The organism is Methylocystis sp. JR02 (assembly GCF_030063565.1).
Taxonomy (GTDB): Bacteria; Pseudomonadota; Alphaproteobacteria; order Rhizobiales; family Beijerinckiaceae; genus Methylocystis; species Methylocystis iwaonis.
The window spans coordinates 2244135-2261946 of record NZ_JASIRC010000001.1 but is presented as its reverse complement, the minus strand read 5'-3'; the positions used below and the strand labels follow the sequence as shown (position 1 = coordinate 2261946).

The following is a 17812-nucleotide window of genomic DNA, read 5'->3' as shown; positions in this document are numbered from 1 at the left end:
CCAGTTGAGAATTGCCCACGAGCTTAAACAACGGTACGGTGGGTGCGCTGGATACGAGAGGAAGCTTTGCGCGTCAGCTTTAGAGACTTACAGGACGCCTTCGAATTCGTGTCCGTTGGGGCAGGTGAACACGAAGCATTTTTATGTAAGAAGAGCGGCAAAATTTATTTCCACTCCGAGCTCGTTGATGATCTGGACGAATTGCCAGACGACGTTGGCGACAGCGACAAGTTCCTCCAGATACCGGACAAGCGAGCGTTCGATCTCGGCAAGCCCCTCGTATTGGACTTCGCTCGCGAATTCCTGGCCGATGATTTCGAGGATGTCCGACAGTTTTTCGGCAAAAAGGGCGCTTACGCTCGCTTCAAGGGACTGTTGGAGCGACAGGGCGCGCTCGATCAATGGTATGCGTTCGAAGCGAAAGCGGAAGAAAACGCTCTGCGGGCGTGGTGCGAGTTCAACGGAATCGAGCTGGCCGACGGATAGCGGTAGGTCCGGCTATCACAATCTTATCCCCTCCCTCGTCCACTCAGCGCCGTCATTGCAAGGAGGCGGAGCCGACGAAGCGATCCAGGACCGCATCGCCGCCCTGGATTGCTTCGCTTCGCTCGCAATGACGGGCTCTGAGCAGAACCAGCGCTCTTATAGCTCTGGATTCCCGGTCGGGCTTTCAGCCCGCCGGGAATGACAAGTTCCCATGCGAGCTGTTCAAACGGAAATGGTATGACCGCCCGTCCTACAGTCGACCAGCCAGTCTTCCCCACAGCGCATTGCCGGCTTTGAAGACATAATCGAGCTTGGCGCTCGTCACGCTCTGGGCGCCCTTGCCGATCAGCCAGTCCGCGAGGGCCGCGACCTGCTTCGTCGGACAGGCGAAGGTCGCCGTGGTGCCATTGCGCTCGCGCAGCGTGGCGCCGAAATTGGCCTGCGCCTCGCTCAAAGCCGTCTCGCTCAGCGCGACCGCCGCCCGCACCTCGCGCGTCGTCCGCGCTTCCTCTTCCGCCGCGATGCGCGAGAGGATGATGCGCGCGGCCTCCTTCGCCGTTTCACTCCAGGGCGCCGAGAGCGACGCCACCAGATTGGCCTGCGAGCGCAGGATCACGCCGTCGTCGAGAATCTTGAGCGCATTGGCGGCGAGCGTCGCGCCGGTGGTGGTGATGTCCACGATGAGATCGGCCGAGCCGGCGGCCGGGGCGCCTTCGGTGGCGCCGGAGCTTTCCACGATGCGATAGTCGCCAACGCCGTGCTGGGCGAAGAAGCGGCGCGTGGTGTTGAGATATTTGGTCGCGACGCGCAGGCCGCGGCCATGGCGCGCGCGAAAGCCATCGGCGACGTCCGCGAGATCGGCCATGGCGCGCACGTCGATCCAGGCCTGCGGAACCGCGACGACGACATTGGCGTGGCCGAAGCCCAGCGGCGCCAGCAGCTCCACCTTGCTGTCGGGATCGGCAATCTCCTCGCGCACGAGGTCTTCGCCGGTAATGCCGAAATGCACGTCGCCGCGCGCGAGGCGGCCGGTGATCTCGGAGGCCGAGAGGTAAGCGACTTCCGCGCCGTCGAGACCGGCGATGGCGCCGCGATAATCGCGGGCGCCGCGTCCCTGCGTCAGCTCCAGGCCGGCGCGGGCGAAGAAGGCGTTGGCGTTTTCCTGCAGGCGGCCCTTCGAGGGCGTCGCCACGATGAGCTTCTGCGTCATGCCGCGTCTCCCGCGCGCGCGGCGCCGGCTATTCTATCGATCCAGATCGCGGCGCCCACGGCCGGAATATCGGCCTTGGCGCCGAGCGTCTTCAAAAGCCGGTCATAGCGGCCGCCGCCGATGACGGGCGCGCTTTCCCCCGCGCGGCGCGCTTCGAAAACGAAGCCCGAGTAATAATCGAGGTGACGGGCGAAGCTCGCCGAGAAGACCATGTCGTCGAGGTTCAAGCCGCGAGCGGCGATGAAGCTCGCGCGGGTGTCGAAGGAATCGAGCGCCGCCGTGAGGTCCAGCTTCGCGTCCTCGGCAAGCTTGCGCAGCGCCGCGGACGCAATGTCCGGCGCGCCCTCTATGGCGAAGAAGGCCTCCGCCAGAGCGCGCTTCTCGGCGGAGACGCCAGCGCCCTCGGTGAGCGTCGCCTGATCGAGGAAGCGCTCGGCGATCTCCGCCGCGCTGCGGCCGCCGACCGGCGTGATGCCGGCGATGGCGAGGAGGTCTTCCACCAGCCGGCGGGCGTCGGCCGAGTCGACCTTGGCGAGTGCGGCGAGCACGCCCGACTGCTCGGCGCCGCGGCGATTCGGCGGCGTGAAAATCTCGGCGATCGACTGGGCGCGCGCATGGCCCGACTCGACGCGTCGGCGCCACACCGGCGGCAGGTCGAGCCCGTCGAGAAAGGCCGACACCAGCCCCGCGTCGCCGATGCGCACCGAAAGCCCTTTGGCGCCGCCGGCGGCGGCCGCGTCCAGCGCCGCGCCGAGAATTTCGGCGTCAGCAGCCTCGCGATCGTCGCGGCCGAAGCTCTCTATGCCGGCTTGCAGAAATTCCCCTTCGCCCGACGCCCCGTGCAAAGGCGCGCGGAAGATCGAGCCGCCATAGGCGAAGGCGGCGGCCTCTCCCGCTTGCGGTGTCGCGAGATAATCGAGGCACACGGGGATCGTATATTCCGGCCGCAGGCAAAGCTCGGCGCCGGAGGCGTCCGTCGTCAGATAGAGATGACCGCGAAAATCTTCGCCCGACCGATCGAGAAAAACGCCAGCGGGCTGCAGAAGCCGGGGCTCGTGGCGCGTGAAGCCGGCCCGTTCGAAATGCGCAAGAATGGCCGCGAGCCTGTCGGCGGCGATTCTCTCCGGGGCTTGGCGGTCGGGGGCTTTATCGGCGGTCACGCGGGAATTTTCCTCTCGATTTTGCGTTTTCTTTAGCAATTGCCCCGCCTGCGCGCACCCGCTTTCGGCGCGAAAGGTGAATGGCCGGGCCCGGCTCAAAGAAAGAGCCGCGGGGACACCGCGGCTCGATTACGATCCGAATGTGACGGGATCAGCTCAGCGACGATGCTCCCAGCCGCGGCGCGAGGCCTCGGAGTGGCGTTTAGGATCGCCGTGCCAGCCTCGATGCTGAGAAGATTGGCCGCCGCGCTCTTCTTCGCGGCCGCGCGCCTGCGCCTGCCCGCCCCGGCGCTCCTCCCAGCCGCCGCGGGCCCCGCGAGGCTCCTCCTCTCCCCGCCGGCGTCCTTCCTCCTCGCGGCCGCCCCAGGGCGACGGGCGCTCTTCTTCCTCCCAGCCGCGTCCTTCCTCGCCGCGCCGGCCTTCCCAGCTTTCGCGTCCGCGACCGCCGCGCGGCGCCTCCCGGCCGGGCGGCTCGGCCCAGACTTCCTCCTCCTGCGCCAACTGAATATGCAGGGTCTTGGGTTGCGGCAGCAGCAGCTCCTCGGAGAACTGCTCCATCAGCTCTTCGCGCCGCGCCATCATCCGCTTGCCGAGCGCCGCCGTATCGACGCCGCCCTCCTGCGCTTTGGCGAAGATGCTGTCGGGGCTCTTTTCCTCCTCCTGGATATGCCGGCGCACATATTCCCCGAGCACCGTCACCTTCGCGTCGAAGAACGGGTCGCTCTGCGGCGTGCCCATGGCGATCTCGGCAGTCAGGATTTTCGCGGTGTCATGCTCGACCTGGGCCTCGTCGAGCAGCGGGTCGTCGACATGCTCGCGGCAGGCCGGGTAGAAGATTTCCTCCTCCAGCTCCGCATGGATGGTGAGCTCGAGGCAGATCTGCTGTGCGAGCTTCGATTTCTCGGCGCGCCGCTTCGCCTGCTCAAATTTGTCGAAAAGCCCCTCGACGCGGCGGTGGTCCGCCTTCAGCATTTCGATGGCGTCGGCTTTCTGCCTTTCGCCGTTTCCGCTGGTTTTCTCCTGCATTCCCTTCCCGGAACCTTTTTCGTCCCATTCGTCCATCTGCTTCGCCATGGGTTTCCTCGACGCGCTTGACTGAAACGCCCCTTTCAGCCGTTCGAAGCGCGTAACGCGGAGCGTGCTTGGGCTGTTCCAATTGAGCGGCGGCGGGGCCGGGCGTGGTCGCGATGGCTTTCTTGGCGCGCGCCGCCCCGGTATGCTTGGCAAAATTGGAGAGCGAAATGGCGGACCAAGAACGGCTCACCGTCACCCTGCCGCAGTCTCAGGAGCTTGTGGCCGTCAAAGGCGATATTGATGAAGGCTTGGCTGACGTTGCAGCCGGGAGAACCAAGGATTTTGATCTCGAAAACATCATTGTCCGCGGGAGAAAGCTATTAGCCAGCCGCTCCGACTCTGCCGGACAGAGACGGGGAAGCTGATCTCGCCAAGATATGGGCTTGCGGGCAGGGCGGCTTCGCTGCGAATTGAGGGGCAGCCCCGGGCCAACGTCATTTTCCCGCGCGCTCCAGCAGTTGCTCCAGCGGCTGCGAGCTCACTCCCTTAGGCGGCGCGAAAGGTTCTTCCACGGAGGCGACGAGGGAGAGGGCGACGATGGCCGCCGCGCTGAAAATCGCCTGGGCCAGCAACTGCGACCCGGCGCGCTCCAGATGCACGACGGCGAGGGCGATTTGCGTGATGAAGGCGATGATGATCACCGCCGCCCATTTGCGGTCGTCCGGATAGGCGCCGGCGATGGCGAGGCGCTGCTCGCGCGCCAAGCGCAGCTTCAACACCGTGTCGATCAGCGCGCGCTGGAAGGCGGGCTCGACCTTCGCGGCGCTCACGACCCGCGTCAGCGCATTGAGCGCCGCTTCCGCCTCGGGGGCGGGCTCGCCGTTTTCCATGGCCTTCCATTCGAGGGCGACCACGGACTCGATGTAGTTGCGGAGGGCTGCCGGCAGATCGTCGGCGCCGACGCCATTGCCACTCAGGGTCATGAGGGTCATCAATTCCTCGCGCTCCAACGCGAGGGCGCTATAGGCGCGGCGGTTGGCGTCCCAGACGTCCTGCGAGAGAAAGGTCATGAGGAGACCGAAGAGCGTCGCCGGCACGCCGACGAAGGGCGGAACGACGCCTTTCCAATTATGCATACGCGCCGACAAAGGGGAGGCGAAGCTCAACCAGCAGAGGAAGAGCGCCAGCGCGATCATGGTCCCGCTCAGCGTCAGCGCCATGACTGTGGTCGTCTGGGACATCCACCAGTGAATAAACGTCACGTTCTCCACGATCCCCTCCCGAGCCGAAAACCTGGCCTCTTGGGTAAGATGGCGGGCGCCGAACGGCAAGCCGCTGAAAACGGGCGGCCGTAGCCCGCTTGTTGGCGGGCTGCAGGAGTGGTTTGATTGGTCCTCAGTTTCCCGAAAGCAGGGTTCTTCGCAGCGATGCCCCAAACGATGATCGAAATGCCCCGCTTTCCGACTGGCGTTCCGGGCCTCGACGAGGTCTTGCAGGGAGGGCTTCCACGCGGCGCGCTGATCTTGGTCGAAGGGCCTCCCGGCAGCGGGAAGACGACCGTCGCATTGCAGTTTCTGCTTGCCGCCGCCCAGAGGGGCGAGAGCTGTCTGCTGGCGTCCAACGCCGAGACGCCCGAACAGCTCGAACGCATCGTCGCATCCCACGGCTGGTGCCTGGAAGGCGTTCATATGACCTCCTTGTCGGAGGCGAGCGGCGGAGAGGAGCTTCCAACGTCGGATTACACCCTCTTTCCAGAAGCAGAGGTGGAGATCGACGAAACCCTCCAGCCCCTCTTCTCGGAAGTCGAAAGACTAAAACCGACGCTGTTGGTCCTCGACACGATTTCCAGCCTGAGGGTTGTTGCGCCCACGCCAGCCTTCCATCGGCGCCAGCTCAAGCGCATTCGGGATTTCATGGCCGCGCGCGGCTGCACGACAGTGATGCTGGACGAAGCCTCGATGACCGAAAAGGATCTACGCAGCCAAACGCTTTCCGACGGCCTTATCGAGCTGCAGCAAGTCGATTTCCATTATGGCGCCGATCGGCGCCGGCTCAGAGTTCGAAAGCTTCGAGGTTGCCGGTATCTCAGTGGCGCGCATGATTTCACGATCACGACCGGGGGACTTGAGGTCTATCCCCGCCTCGTCGCACAGAGCTATGCGGCCACGCCGAGTTTTGAGCCGCTCGAAAGCGCCGTTCCGGAGATCGACGCACTGACCGGCGGCGGCGTTCCGCGCGGCTCCAGCACGCTCGTCATTGGGCCCGCCGGTATCGGCAAGTCCACAATATCGACGCTTTACGTGATGGCGGCGGCGGCGCGCGGCGAAAAAAGTTGCGTGCTTCTCTTCGACGAGAACGTCCCCACCTATATAGCGCGAAGCGAGGGCCTGGGACTCAAAGTCCAGGCCGCAAAAGAGGCAGGGCTTGTCAGCATCATACATCTCGATCCGGCGGAGCTCAGCGCGGGCCAGGTCGCCAGCCTTCTCATCCGCCACGTCGAAGCGAATGGCGCGAAGGTGGTGGTCGTCGACACTTTGAACGGCTACCTTCAGTCCGCGATGGAGGAGCCGAGCGTGTACCTGCACATACGGGAGCTCATCTCCTATTTGAGCCGCCGCCAGGTCGTGACCCTGCTGACCCTCACCCAGCATGGCATTCTTGGCCCGGAGACGGCGACGCCGATCGATCTCAGCTTTCTCGCCGACAATGTCTTCCTGCTGCGTTACTTCGAGATGAAGGGCGCGCTTCATAAGGCTCTGTCGGTCGTCAAAAAGCGGACCGGGGGGCACGAGCACACAATCCGTGAACTCGTGGTGGGGCACGGTCGCATAGATGTCAGCGAACCTCTCGAGGGGTTTAGCGGCGTGCTCACCGGCACGCCTGTCTTCGCGGGTGAGGCCAGCCCGAAGGGGATGTGAATGACTTGGCGCGACTCCTGCGGAGTCGGCGGCGACGGGAAGGATTTTCGCATTCTGATCCTCACGCCGCACGGCCGCGACGCTGTTCTCGCCCAGCAGACGCTCAGCCGCACGGGCCTGCCCAGTTGCGTCTGTGCCGGAGTGGAGCAACTCCGCCTGGAGATTGCCGACGGCGCGGGCGCGGTAATGGTTTCGGAGGAGGCGCTGCCGCGCGCTCACCCGGGTGAGTGGGGTTCGCTGTTTGGGGCGGAGCCCCCTTGGTCTTCCATGCCGATTGTCGTGCTGCTGGGGAGAGGCGCCTCCTCCCATAATTTCCCGTTGCTGCGTGCGCTCGAAATACGACCCAATGTCAGCTTCCTGGAACGGCCCGTCCCGCGGCGCACGCTGGTCAGCGCGCTTCGCTCCGCCATAGAGGCGCGCCGCCTACAGTATCAAATCCGCGACGCGCTCGATGAGCAGAAGGCCGCCAATCGCAAGAAGGATGAATTCATCGCCACGCTGTCGCATGAGCTGCGTAACCCGCTGGCGCCCATCCGGAGCGCGGTTCATGTCTTGAGACGGTTGGACGACGACGAGGCGTCCAAGGACAAGGCAAGCCGATTGCTCGCGATGATCGAACGGCAAACGGACCATCTCGTCCAGCTCGTCGACGATCTTCTAGAGGCGTCCCGCATCACGACCGGCAAGATCGCCCTCAAGCGACGCCCTGTCTCTCTTGCCGAAACAATCCATCGGGCGTCCGAGCTCAGCGAGCCTCTGATCGCCAGCGCGCGCCACAAATTGAGCATCTCGCTGGATGAGGAGCCGCTGGTCGTCGACGGCGATCCGGTGCGCCTCACGCAAATCTTCGCAAATCTCCTCAATAACGCCGCGAAATACACGCCGCCCGGCGGCCGTATCCAGGTCACGCTCGAGCGCGATGGGGCGCTTGCGATTGTCCGCGTGGCTGACGACGGGATTGGCATTCCCCAGGGAATGCTGTCCCACATCTTCGGTCTCTTCTCGCAATCCGACGGGACCGCAGGCCGCATGCAGGGTGGCCTCGGCATTGGGCTCGCGCTTGTGAAGAGCCTTGTCGAAATGCACGGCGGCAGCGTCGTCGCTTACAGCGGCGGCGCCGACCGGGGCAGCGAATTTGTCGTGAGCCTGCCTTTGGCTGCCACGCAGAGCGACAACTGCGAAACCTTCGACGGCGCCGCGCCGATGCGGCTTCACCGGCGGGTGCTGGTTGTCGACGACGAGGTCGATGTCGCGGAGAGTCTGGGCCTGTTGCTCGAATCTTTGGGAGCCGAGGTTCGGGTCGTCTTCAACGGTGTCGAGGCGCTTTCCTGCGTGGTCGAATTCAAGCCCGATGTCGCCTTTCTCGATATCGGGATGCCAACGATCGACGGCTACGAAGCTGCGCGGCGGATACGCGCCATGCGCGAAGGGGCGGGCCTCTGCATGATTGCTCTGAGCGGGTGGGGGCGAGACGAAGATCGAGCGCGCGCCATGGCGGCGGGTTTCGACCAGCATCTGACGAAGCCCGTGAGCGCCGACGCTTTGAGAAAGGTAATCACGGCGGCGTGTCATTGATGCGCGGGTAAAAATAGCCCTCTTGCATCGCCGCGCGACCTCTGCCACATAGGGCCCGGGAGGTTGGCGTTGGACGTTTCACTCGCCAACTGGGTCAGGTCCGGAAGGAAGCAGCCCTAACGAGCTTGAGCGGGTCTTCGTCCAGCCTCCTACCTCTGGTCCGCGCGAGGATCTCCTGATGAGCGAGGCGTCTTACCGCGGCTCCTGCCAGTGTCAGGCCGTCGTCTTCGATGCGACGCTCGACCTCGACCACACCATCACCTGCAATTGCTCGCGATGCCAGCGGCTCGGCTCCGTGTTGAGCTTCGCGCCCTCAGAAAAATTCCATCTGCAAAAGGGCGCTGAGGCGCTGACTGAATATCGCTTCAACACGAAGAAGATCGGTCACCAGTTCTGCAAAATCTGCGGGATCGAGCCTTTCGCTTATGGCGAGACGCCGGACGGCGCGGCGACGGTCGCGGTGAACGTCAATTGCCTCGACGGCGTCGACCCTCGGGCGCTGAAATCGGCGCATTACGATGGGCGAAGCCGGTAGATTTTTGCCGCGGGGCGGTAGAAAAGGCGTTCGCAAGCCTTTAGTACTTCGTCATGGACGACGCGCTGTTTCCTGAACCGCAAGGCGCCGGCGCGCCTCCCGCCGCCTATCGCGTCCTTGCGCGCAAATATCGGCCCTCGAGCTTCGCCGACCTCATCGGCCAGGAGCCGATGGTGCGCACGTTGGAGAACGCCTTCGATCTCGGCCGCATCCATCAGGCCTATCTGCTGACCGGGGTGCGCGGCGTCGGCAAGACCACGACCGCCCGCATTCTCGCCCGCGCCTTCAATTACGAGCTGCCCGCCACGGACGGCCGCCTGGCGGTCAACCAGCCGACGATCCATATGGACGCGCTCGGCGTGCATTGTCAGGCGATCATCGACTCCCGCCACGTCGACGTGCTGGAGATGGACGCCGCCTCCCACACCGGCATCGACGACGTCCGCGAGATCATCGACAACGCCCGCTACCGCCCGGTGATGGCGCGCACCAAGGTCTATATCATCGACGAAGTGCACATGCTCTCCAAGGCCGCCTTCAACGGCCTGCTGAAGACGCTGGAAGAGCCGCCGGAACATGTGAAATTCATCTTCGCCACGACCGAGATCGACAAGGTGCCGGTCACCGTGCGCTCGCGCTGCCAGCGCTTCGACCTGCGCCGCATCGACGCCGGGCTTCTCGCCGAGCATTTGCGCAAAATCTGTGAGAAGGAGAGCGTCGTGATCGAGCCCGACGCGCTCGCCATGATCGCCCGCGCGGCGGAGGGGTCCGTCCGCGATTCGCTCTCGCTGCTCGATCAGGCGATCGCCTATGGCTCGGCGCATAGCGCCAATGGCGCGATCAAGGCCGACGATCTGCGGCTGATGCTCGGCGTCGCCGACAAGTCGCGGGTGATCGACCTCTTCGAGGCGGTGATGGCGGGCGACGTGGCCAAGGCCATCGCTTTGCTCGAAGACCAGTATAACGGCGGGGCCGATCCCGCGCAGGCGCTTCTGGAAATGGCGGAGTTCGCCCATCTTGCGACGCGCCTGAAGCTCGCCCCGGAGACGGCGCAATCCGCCGCGCTGACGCCAGAGGAAAAGCGGCGCGGGCAGGAGGCGGCCGAGCGGCTCTCCGTGCCGGCGCTGACCCGCGCCTGGCAGATTTTGATGAAGGGCGTCGACGAGCTGCGCGGCTCGCAGCGGCCCTTGCAGGCGGCCGATATGGTCCTAGTGCGTCTGGCTTATGCGGCCGACATGCCGACGCCGGGCGACGTGCTCAAGCAATTGGGCTATGGCGCGCCGGGCGCTGCGGCTGCCTCCGCCGCTCCCGCGAGCGCCCCGCGCGGCGCGCCCGTTGCAACGAGCGTCGGTGCGCCTGTCGCACGCGGTCCCGCAGCCGCCAGACCCGCCCTGGCGCAGCCTGCGCCCGCCGCGCCCGGCGTGGCCATCGCGAGCTTCGAGGCGCTTGTCGCCCTCGCCGAGGAAAAACGCGAGATTCGGCTGAAGATCTCGCTCGAATCCGACGTGCGGTTGGTGCGCTTCGAGCAAGGACGTATCGAGTTCGAGCTCGCCCCGGGCGGCTCGCGCGAGCTGGCGTCTGCGCTCATGCAGAAATTGCAGCTCTGGACGAATGAGCGCTGGATGGTGTCGATCGTCGCCGCCGGCGGCGCGCCGACGCTGAAGGAAAAGCGCGAGGCGCAAGAGCGCGAGCGCCGCTCGGGGCTGGAGGCCGATCCGGTTGTGGCCAGCGTGCTGGCGCATTTTCCGGGCGCGCAGATTATTGCCGTGCGCAGCAAGGACGATCAAGCCTCGCGCGGTGGCGCGGAGGAGGCGGCGGATGTGCAATATGACGACATGTCGCCGCCCGAGGAAGATTAAGGAGAAGCGTCGATGATGGACTTCATGGGCCTGATGAAACAGGCGCAGCAGATGCAGGCCAAGATGGCCGAAGCGCAACTCGAACTCGAAAACATCGAAGTCGAGGGCGAGGCCGGCGGCGGTCTGGTGCGGGTGACGCTCTCCGCCAAGGGCGCGATGAAGTCGATCTTCATCGATGAGAGCCTCGTGAAGCCGCAGGAGAAGGAAATCCTCGAAGACCTGATCCTCACCGCCCATATGCAGGCGCGCGCCAAGGCGGATGAGGTGATGGCCGAAAAGATGAAGGCGATGACCGGGGGGCTGCAACTGCCGCCGGGCTTCAAGCTGCCGTTCTAATTTCAGATGGGCCGTCACTGCGAGGAGCGTCAGCGACGAAGCAATCCAGGAGCGCCATTGTGGCTCTGGATTGCTTCGCTGCGCTCGCAATGACGGAAGCGCTCGATGGCTGAACGCGTCGCAGGTCCTGAAATAGAGAGGCTCGTGCAGCTTCTCGCGCGGCTGCCGGGTCTCGGCCCGCGCTCGGCGCGGCGCGCCGTGCTGCATCTCATCCGCAAGCGCGAGGAGCTGCTGAGCCCGCTTGCCGACGCCATGCGCGTCGCGCAGGAGAGGATCGTCGCTTGTTCGGTCTGCGGCAATATCGATACGAGCGATCCGTGCACCATCTGCCGCGACGTGCGACGCGACCCCTCGATTTTGGTGGTGGTCGAGACGGTCGCCGATCTCTGGGCGTTGGAGCGCGCGGGGCTGCTCAATGCCCGCTATCATGTGCTCGGCGGCGTGCTCTCGCCGCTCGATGGCGTCGGGCCGGAAGATTTGACGATTGCAAGCCTGATCGAGCGCGCGCGCGCCGGGGACGTTCGCGAGATCGTGCTCGCGGTCAACGCCACCGTCGACGGGCAGACGACGGCGCATTACATCGCCGATCTTTTGGCGCCGACGGGCGTGAAAGTAACGCGCCTCGCCCATGGCGTGCCGGTCGGCGGCGAGCTTGATTATCTCGACGAAGGCACGCTGGCGGCTGCGCTGGAGCGGCGGACCGTATTTTAAGGACCGCGCGCCTTCAGGCGCGCAGCCTGGAAAGCGAGCCCGAAGGCTCGCACAGACTACGGATACCAGATCCGCTTGATCGGTTCGGTGTCATTCCCGACGCTCGCGCAGCGAGCGATCGGGAATCCAGAGCCAAACCAGCGCTTTTGTGGCTCTGGATTCCCGATCGGGCCTTCGGCCCGTCGGGAATGACACGCGCCAATGCGAGCTATTCAAACGGAAATGGTATGACAAAGTGGCGGTATCGCCCCTCGTGCTTCGAGACGCCTGCTGCGCAGGCTCCTCAGCATGAGGGGCTTATTCATCTGCGTAAAACACTTAGGCCTCATCCTGAGGAGCGAGCGAAGCTCGCGTCTCGAAGGACGAGGCCGCCTCGGAGATTCATCAACAAACCGAGCCCGAAGGCTCGCGGTCCGTTACTTCGCTGGCGTCTTCGCAGCGATGATCTTGCCGAAATCGTCGATGGTGATTTCGCCGGTATATTTGTCGCCGTTGATGAAGAAGGTGGGCGTGGAGTTGACGCCGAACTTCTCATTGGCGCGGGTGCGCACGGCGTTCACCTTCTCGTAAAGCGCCTGATCCTTCAGGACCGCTTCGAACTTATCCTGGCTGAGACCCGCCTGCTTGAGCACACTCGCCAGGCCGTCGAGCGGCTTGTCGACGAAAGCCCAGTTCTTCTGCTGCGCGAAGAGCAGATCGACCACGGCGTCGCGCTTGTCGCCCAGCTCGCGCGCCAGCATGAAAGCGGCGGTGGCGAGCGGATCGAGGGGGAATTCGCGCAGAATGAATTTCGCCTTGCCCGTGTCGATGTAATTCTTCTTGAGCGCCGGATAGACCTCATGGTGGAAGGCCGCGCAATGGCTGCAGGTCATGGAGGCGTATTCGACGATGGTCACCGGCGCATTGGCGTCGCCCTCGACAATGTCGGGCAGGGCGTTCGGCGCCATCAGCTCCTCGACTGACACCTTTCCGGCGGCGGCTTTGTCGGCCAGCGCCGGACCGGCGAGGAGCATCGCGCCGGCGGCGACAATGAGGCGGCGGCGGGAAAGCGAGAAAAACGAAAAGGACATGTTGGCCTGTTCCTTGGGAGAGGGCGCAGCGAACATAATCGCTCCGCTGCTTCGGGCAAAGATTCTTTGGCGGAAGGGGAGCGCGCTATTTGCGCTTGGTCGGAATGCCGTGGGTGGGGCGGAAGAAATAATAGACGAGCGAGATCGCCGCGAAGACGCCGCCCGCCCAAAAGACGACGTCGCCGATCATCAGGTCTTTCATGCTGAAGCTCGCGACGCTGATGAGAAGGCCCGCGATGGCGAACCACAATGGCGTCTGGCTGCGCTCTTCCTTGGGCTGCGGGCGGTTTTGAAATTGAGACATTGTCGTTTCCCCCTTTGTGAGATTTTTTGGGGGGAGCATACAGCGTCGCGGGCTGGGGGCGGAAGGAGGGAGCGGGCCGCTTAGGGCTCCGTTCGCGCTTCAACAGGCTTCCGCCTTTTCGATCACGCTGCGCTCGGCAGCTCCATCGGGGCAGGCGCGCTCAAAGCGGCAAGGGGGATTTGCGCCGCGACTTTGACGCCTCTCGCGGCCTGGCCGACCGTCAGCCTTCCGCCAAATGCGGCGACGCGCTCGCGCATGCCCAAAACACCGTGCCCGGTCGACTGGTCGAGACTGGCCGGATCGCCGCCGCCATCGTCTTCGACCGTCAGCGCGACGAGTCCGTCATTGGCGGCGAGGCGCTCGACGCGCAGATAGACGTCGTGGGGATCGCCATGGCGCATGGCGTTCGTCAAGCACTCCTGCGCGATGCGATACAGGCTCGTCGAAACAGCGGCGGGAACGGCGGCGAGGTTCCCCAACACGTCCAGATGAACAACGGCCTTGGGCGATGTCTGCGCGTTCCAGCCCGCCACGAGCTGGATGAGGCAGGCTTCGAGGCCCAATTCCTCGAGATCCTGAGAGCGAAGCCGAGCAAGAGTCTGGCGCAGCGTGGCCATCATGCGCTTGGCCGTTCGGCCAATGGCGCGCGCGTCTTGCGCGAGGTCCGGGCGATCGGGCGCGCCGGCCTCGATCGCCGCGGCGAAGGCGATGGTCGCGGTGAGACATTGGCCGAACTCATCGTGAAGGTCGCGGGCGAGCGCGCGGCGCTCATCCTCCTGAACTTCGAACAGGCGCTTCGTCAGGGCCATGCGCTCGGCGGTGATTTGCGCCAGACGCGCCGCCAGATCGTTCACGGCGCGGGCGATCAGACCGAATTCGCCGGCGCCCTCGACGTCGATGCGGCGCCGATAGTTTCCCGCCTCCAAATCGTGCAGGCCGTCCACGATCCGCCCGGTCGGCGCCAGGGCATGGGCGATGACAAAGGCGGCCAGAAGACAAATGCCGACGGCCATCGCGGCTGCGACCGTCAGGACCACCGAAATCTGGCTCCACGCCTGACGAACGGCCGCTCCGGGATCGGCCGTCGCGACGACGAGAGCTCCGGGATCACGAACCGAAACGCGACGCGAGACCGGCGCCTGCCCGCCAAAAAGGCTTTCATAGGCGGCGGCGAACCATTTCGGCGCGGGGGTTCCCACGCTGTCGATCTGGCTGCAGAGCCGGCGCGGCTCCTGATTGGCGCCGGAGCGGAAAGAGATGCAAACGCCCGGCGCGATCAGCTTGAGGGTCTCCAGCGTCTCCCATTCGGTCGGGGGCAAAAGCAGCCGATCGTCGCGCAGGCTTCTGCGCCAGAGGATCTCGCGCCAGAACAGATTTTCCAGGCCTTTCGAGGCGCGTTCGGCCGAGGCCGCCGTCTCCGCGCCGATCCTGTGGTGGGCGTCGGCCATCACCCAGCCCGCCGTGACCGCGAGGCACAGCAGAACGACGCCGATGAGGCGCAGGATGAGACGAAACATCAGTTGCATCATAGGCTCCGGAACGGAAAGGCGGACCGCGCGTGGGCGCAAAAGTAAGCGATGGCCCGGCTGCCTTCAACGACGCTGCGGCGTCAGAGCCGAGATCGGGCAAATTTCCCAAGGCGTCCGGGGCCATATTCCGAAGAAAATGTCCAAAGCGTGAGCGATGAGTCGGGCATGGATCAACCCAAGCTCGAAAATCAAAAGGAGAGCGTCTTGGAAGTTTTGCTCATCGGCTCCGCCGCCTGCCTCACCGCCCTCATCACGACCGCCTGGCTCATGACATTGGCAAAATGGTTCCCGATCGAAGCGGTCGATCGTTTCGTCGTCGATTACAAGACGATGATCCGGGCCCATATCGACTATGCGCTGATGGCGCTCTTCGGCGCCGCCTTTTATGGCGCGGGAGTGGACTTGCCGGTGATTGCTTGCTGGTGCGTGGCGGTTGGCGGTTTCTCTAATCCAACGGTCTTCACGATTGCCGCTTTCGACCCGAATTTCTGGAATAAAAAGATTTGGCGCGCCTACACGGCCCTCAGCTTTACCGTGTCTTCCGTGGGCTTTTTATGGATCGCCTACGCCTTTGCGGTGCATGCGATAAAGCGCCTGGCGTGAGCCGAGAGGCGCCGTCGAAAACGAGCATTTCCGCGCCTTCAAAAAAAGCGGGCCCCGAAACGGGGCCCGCAAATGTGTCGCCCGCAGGCGTATGTCCGCGCGTCGATCAGCGCGAATAGAATTCGATGACGAGGTTCGGCTCCATCTGGACCGGGTAGGGCACTTCGGTCGCGTGCGGGACGCGCGAGAGCTTGGCGGTCATCTTGGAGTGATCGACGTCGTAATATTCCGGCACGTCACGCTCGGCGAGGCCGACCGCTTCCAGAACCGTCACGGCCTGCTTCGAGGATTCCTTCACCTCGATCACATCGCCGACCTTCACGAGATAGGACGGGATGTTCACGCGGCGACCGTTGACCCGGATATGGCCGTGGTTGACGAACTGGCGCGCGGCGAAGACCGTCGGCACGAATTTGGCGCGATAGACGACCGCGTCGAGACGGCGCTCCAGCAGGCCGATGAGATTATCGCCCGAGTCGCCCTTCATGCGGATGGCTTCGGCGTAATACTTACGGAACTGCTTCTCGGAGATGTTGCCGTAATAGCCCTTGAGCTTTTGCTTGGCCTTGAGCTGCGTGCCGTAGTCGGAGAGCTTGCCCTTGCGGCGCTGACCATGCTGACCGGGGCCATATTCGCGGCGGTTCACGGGGCTCTTCGGGCGGCCCCAGATGTTCTGGCCCAGGCGGCGGTCGAGCTTATACTTGGCTTCTGCGCGCTTCGTCACTTTACTTTCGTCCTCTCATGGTCGCGTCCAACATGCGAGAGGCGAAAAAGACGATAAAGCGCCCGGAGCCGATCGCCCGGGGCGCAACGCCTTCGAAATCGCGCCTCTTCACACGCGCCCGGCGGCGCCGGGGATGAAGAACGCGCCCTCCTCTGCCGGAAGATCACCGGCCGACAGGCGTTCGATCGAACGCCACGGGTGCTGGCCTGAAGCGACGTTACCGCCTCAGGATCATGGGGAGCTAAAGAAAGTCGCTCCCTAAGTCAAGTCGTTTACGGCCAGTCGAACGGCAGGCCCTCGTCATAAGGCACGATCATGTCCGTGTTGTAGGGCGGCCGCTGCGGGGCGGTCTCCTGCATATACCAGCTACGCTGATTGGACTCGATCGGGTCGCGATTGAAATAGGTCTGCTGCAGCATGTAGCGGTTGGTGCTGCCGACAGGCACTTTGGTGCCCGGATCGAGCCAGCTTCGGCGCTCGACCTCGACCGGCGCGCGGCCATTGTCGGCGAGCTGGTTCTGCGAAATGGCGTAGGCGGGCCGGCGATGCGATTTGGCGAGGGCGTCGCCGCCCGCGGCGATCGCAATCAGGCAGGCGAGGCCCACCGAGAAATTCAGTCCTTTGCGCATCTCCAACCTCTTGAGCTCGACGCTTCGGCTACATCATATATAGTATCGCACCGCAAAAGCGAGACGAAGCTGACCTATTGTTCCGTTTCGCCCGCCTGCTGCACGACGGCCGCCGGTTGCGCCGCCACATGGGTTTTTTTCTTCGCTTTGACGACCGGCTTGACGACGCTCGGCTTGCCGGTGGTCGGCTTGGTGTGGGCGTTCTTTTGCGGCGGGATGGAGGCCGTGAGATCGTCGCGCGAGACATTGGGGCAGCCCGGGCCGCGCGCGAGCTCTGCGTTGAGGAAGAAGTCGTTGAGCGCCTTGTTGTCGGCGCCAGCCGAATAGCTCAATTTGTCCAGCGCGCAGGCGAGGGCGACGCGGTCCATCGGCTTGCCCGCCGCGCCGCAGGCGATGCCGGCGATTTCGAGCGAGGCTTTAGGTTCGACGAGGCGGGTGGCGAGGCAGGCGCGTTCGCTGGCCTCGGCGCCTTCGCCGCCCGTCTGGGAGAGGCGGATATCCGCCGTCTCGAAGGCGCCGAAGCGGGTCGGGACCATCGAGCGCTGGGCGATCTTTGCGGCGGTGAGGCCGGCCGCCGCGGCGTGATTCTTCATGTCCAGATAGAAATCGGCGTTGGTCGCCCGGGGATCGAGATTAGGGTGGACGTCGATGCGCAGGAATGTCCCGCCGGCGACGAACTGGCCGATCGTCAGACTATCGACGCGCGGCGTTCCGTCTTTCTTCTCTCCGACCGCGACAATTTTCTTCTCGTGCTTGAATTCCGGCGAGGCGATATCGAGCGTCGCGGCGGCCGGGTTATCGACCGCCGTTGCAGCCTTGGCTGTGATCTTCGCCGGAGTCTCGATGGCGACAGGCGCTGCATCCGCAATCTCGGGGGCCGGAGCAGGCAGGCGAATCAGCAGCGCGGCGCCGGCGAGGATAACCGAGGAGACGACGCCCATCCCCAGAGCGGCTTGGACGCCCTCCGGCCGCGCGCGTAGCGGGCCGCGATAGGCGGTTTCGGCAGGGTCACGGTCGAAAGAGGTCGCACGCATCACTCAACTCCGGCGCTCGCGCGCTCAAGGCGCGTCAACATTTGCCGCATGTTGCGCAAATCTAGGAAAAACTAAGGTTAACGGGACGATAGCGCCTGCCGGCATGGTTAATGGG

At 64.5% G+C, this 17812-nt stretch carries 19 protein-coding genes and 1 other RNA gene; 10 read left to right on the top strand and 10 right to left on the bottom strand.

What is annotated here, in order from left to right:
- Positions 1 to 66: 66 nt before the first annotated feature.
- Complete coding sequence (locus tag QNA11_RS10755; protein ID WP_283483023.1) at positions 67 to 486, top strand: hypothetical protein; 420 nt, start codon at positions 67 to 69, stop codon at positions 484 to 486.
- 250 nt (positions 487 to 736) lie between these two features.
- Here QNA11_RS10755 and hisG read toward each other — a convergent pair whose 3' ends face one another.
- The 3 genes from hisG to QNA11_RS10740 all read right to left on the bottom strand — a co-directional run bounded on the left by hisG (position 737) and on the right by QNA11_RS10740 (position 3930).
- Complete coding sequence (hisG, locus tag QNA11_RS10750; RefSeq protein ID WP_283483022.1) at positions 737 to 1696, bottom strand: ATP phosphoribosyltransferase; 960 nt, start codon at positions 1694 to 1696, stop codon at positions 737 to 739.
- The gene (locus QNA11_RS10745; RefSeq protein WP_283483021.1) at positions 1693 to 2856 is read right to left on the bottom strand and encodes an ATP phosphoribosyltransferase regulatory subunit; all 1164 of its coding nucleotides are present in this window, start codon (positions 2854 to 2856) and stop codon (positions 1693 to 1695) included. Before QNA11_RS10745 ends, hisG begins: the two co-directional genes overlap by 4 nt.
- 156 nt (positions 2857 to 3012) lie before the next feature.
- Positions 3013 to 3930, bottom strand: a complete 918-nt coding sequence (locus tag QNA11_RS10740) for a hemerythrin domain-containing protein (protein ID WP_283483020.1) — start codon at positions 3928 to 3930, stop codon at positions 3013 to 3015.
- A gap of 167 nt (positions 3931 to 4097) precedes the next feature.
- On the opposite strand from QNA11_RS10740, the gene QNA11_RS10735 reads away from it, so the two are divergent.
- The gene (locus QNA11_RS10735) at positions 4098 to 4295 is read left to right on the top strand and encodes a hypothetical protein (protein ID WP_283483019.1); all 198 of its coding nucleotides are present in this window, start codon (positions 4098 to 4100) and stop codon (positions 4293 to 4295) included.
- Between the two features lie 69 nt (positions 4296 to 4364).
- On the opposite strand, the gene QNA11_RS10730 is transcribed toward QNA11_RS10735, so the two are convergent.
- The gene (locus QNA11_RS10730) at positions 4365 to 5141 is read right to left on the bottom strand and encodes a bestrophin-like domain (protein WP_283483018.1); all 777 of its coding nucleotides are present in this window, start codon (positions 5139 to 5141) and stop codon (positions 4365 to 4367) included.
- A gap of 177 nt (positions 5142 to 5318) precedes the next feature.
- Between QNA11_RS10730 and QNA11_RS10725 the strand changes: the two genes are divergently transcribed.
- The 7 genes from QNA11_RS10725 (at position 5319) to recR (ending at position 11804) form a co-directional block, all read left to right on the top strand.
- Positions 5319 to 6788 carry an ATPase domain-containing protein gene (locus QNA11_RS10725; protein WP_283483017.1) on the top strand — a complete coding sequence of 490 codons (1470 nt, stop codon included), beginning with the start codon at positions 5319 to 5321 and terminating at the stop codon, positions 6786 to 6788.
- A complete protein-coding gene (locus QNA11_RS10720) occupies positions 6789 to 8363 on the top strand; it encodes a hybrid sensor histidine kinase/response regulator (RefSeq protein WP_283483016.1) in 1575 nt (524 codons plus the stop codon). It abuts the gene before it with no gap.
- Between the two features lie 57 nt (positions 8364 to 8420).
- Positions 8421 to 8517: signal recognition particle sRNA small type (ffs, locus tag QNA11_RS10715), an RNA gene on the top strand.
- 24 nt (positions 8518 to 8541) lie between these two features.
- Positions 8542 to 8898 carry a GFA family protein gene (locus QNA11_RS10710; protein ID WP_283483015.1) on the top strand — a complete coding sequence of 119 codons (357 nt, stop codon included), beginning with the start codon at positions 8542 to 8544 and terminating at the stop codon, positions 8896 to 8898.
- Positions 8899 to 8951: 53 nt separating this feature from the next.
- The gene (locus tag QNA11_RS10705) at positions 8952 to 10757 is read left to right on the top strand and encodes a DNA polymerase III subunit gamma/tau (RefSeq protein ID WP_283483014.1); all 1806 of its coding nucleotides are present in this window, start codon (positions 8952 to 8954) and stop codon (positions 10755 to 10757) included.
- A 12-nt stretch (positions 10758 to 10769) separates the two neighbouring features.
- Positions 10770 to 11093 carry a YbaB/EbfC family nucleoid-associated protein gene (locus QNA11_RS10700; protein ID WP_281930670.1) on the top strand — a complete coding sequence of 108 codons (324 nt, stop codon included), beginning with the start codon at positions 10770 to 10772 and terminating at the stop codon, positions 11091 to 11093.
- Between the two features lie 105 nt (positions 11094 to 11198).
- Positions 11199 to 11804, top strand: a complete 606-nt coding sequence (gene recR / locus QNA11_RS10695; protein WP_283483013.1) for a recombination mediator RecR — start codon at positions 11199 to 11201, stop codon at positions 11802 to 11804.
- Between the two features lie 416 nt (positions 11805 to 12220).
- Here recR and QNA11_RS10690 read toward each other — a convergent pair whose 3' ends face one another.
- The 3 genes from QNA11_RS10690 to QNA11_RS10680 form a co-directional block, all read right to left on the bottom strand.
- Positions 12221 to 12874 carry a DsbA family protein gene (locus QNA11_RS10690; protein ID WP_283483012.1) on the bottom strand — a complete coding sequence of 218 codons (654 nt, stop codon included), beginning with the start codon at positions 12872 to 12874 and terminating at the stop codon, positions 12221 to 12223.
- Positions 12875 to 12959: 85 nt separating this feature from the next.
- Positions 12960 to 13178 (bottom strand): hypothetical protein, encoded by a 219-nt coding sequence (locus tag QNA11_RS10685; RefSeq protein ID WP_202072976.1) that lies wholly within the window; start codon positions 13176 to 13178, stop codon positions 12960 to 12962.
- 122 nt (positions 13179 to 13300) lie between these two features.
- Complete coding sequence (locus tag QNA11_RS10680; RefSeq protein ID WP_370568532.1) at positions 13301 to 14695, bottom strand: sensor histidine kinase; 1395 nt, start codon at positions 14693 to 14695, stop codon at positions 13301 to 13303.
- A gap of 216 nt (positions 14696 to 14911) precedes the next feature.
- Between QNA11_RS10680 and QNA11_RS10675 the strand changes: the two genes are divergently transcribed.
- Positions 14912 to 15310, top strand: coding sequence for a hypothetical protein (locus tag QNA11_RS10675; protein WP_283483011.1), 399 nt, complete (start codon positions 14912 to 14914; stop codon positions 15308 to 15310).
- Positions 15311 to 15416: 106 nt separating this feature from the next.
- Here the strand turns inward: QNA11_RS10675 and rpsD are convergent, their stop codons facing one another.
- The 3 genes from rpsD to QNA11_RS10660 form a co-directional block, all read right to left on the bottom strand.
- Positions 15417 to 16034, bottom strand: coding sequence for a 30S ribosomal protein S4 (gene rpsD / locus QNA11_RS10670; protein ID WP_202072974.1), 618 nt, complete (start codon positions 16032 to 16034; stop codon positions 15417 to 15419).
- Positions 16035 to 16306: 272 nt separating this feature from the next.
- Complete coding sequence (locus QNA11_RS10665; protein ID WP_202072973.1) at positions 16307 to 16663, bottom strand: hypothetical protein; 357 nt, start codon at positions 16661 to 16663, stop codon at positions 16307 to 16309.
- A 74-nt stretch (positions 16664 to 16737) separates the two neighbouring features.
- Positions 16738 to 17697: a hypothetical protein gene (locus QNA11_RS10660; protein WP_283483010.1), complete on the bottom strand. Its 960-nt coding sequence runs from the start codon at positions 17695 to 17697 to the stop codon at positions 16738 to 16740.
- Between the last annotated feature and the right edge of the window lie 115 nt (positions 17698 to 17812).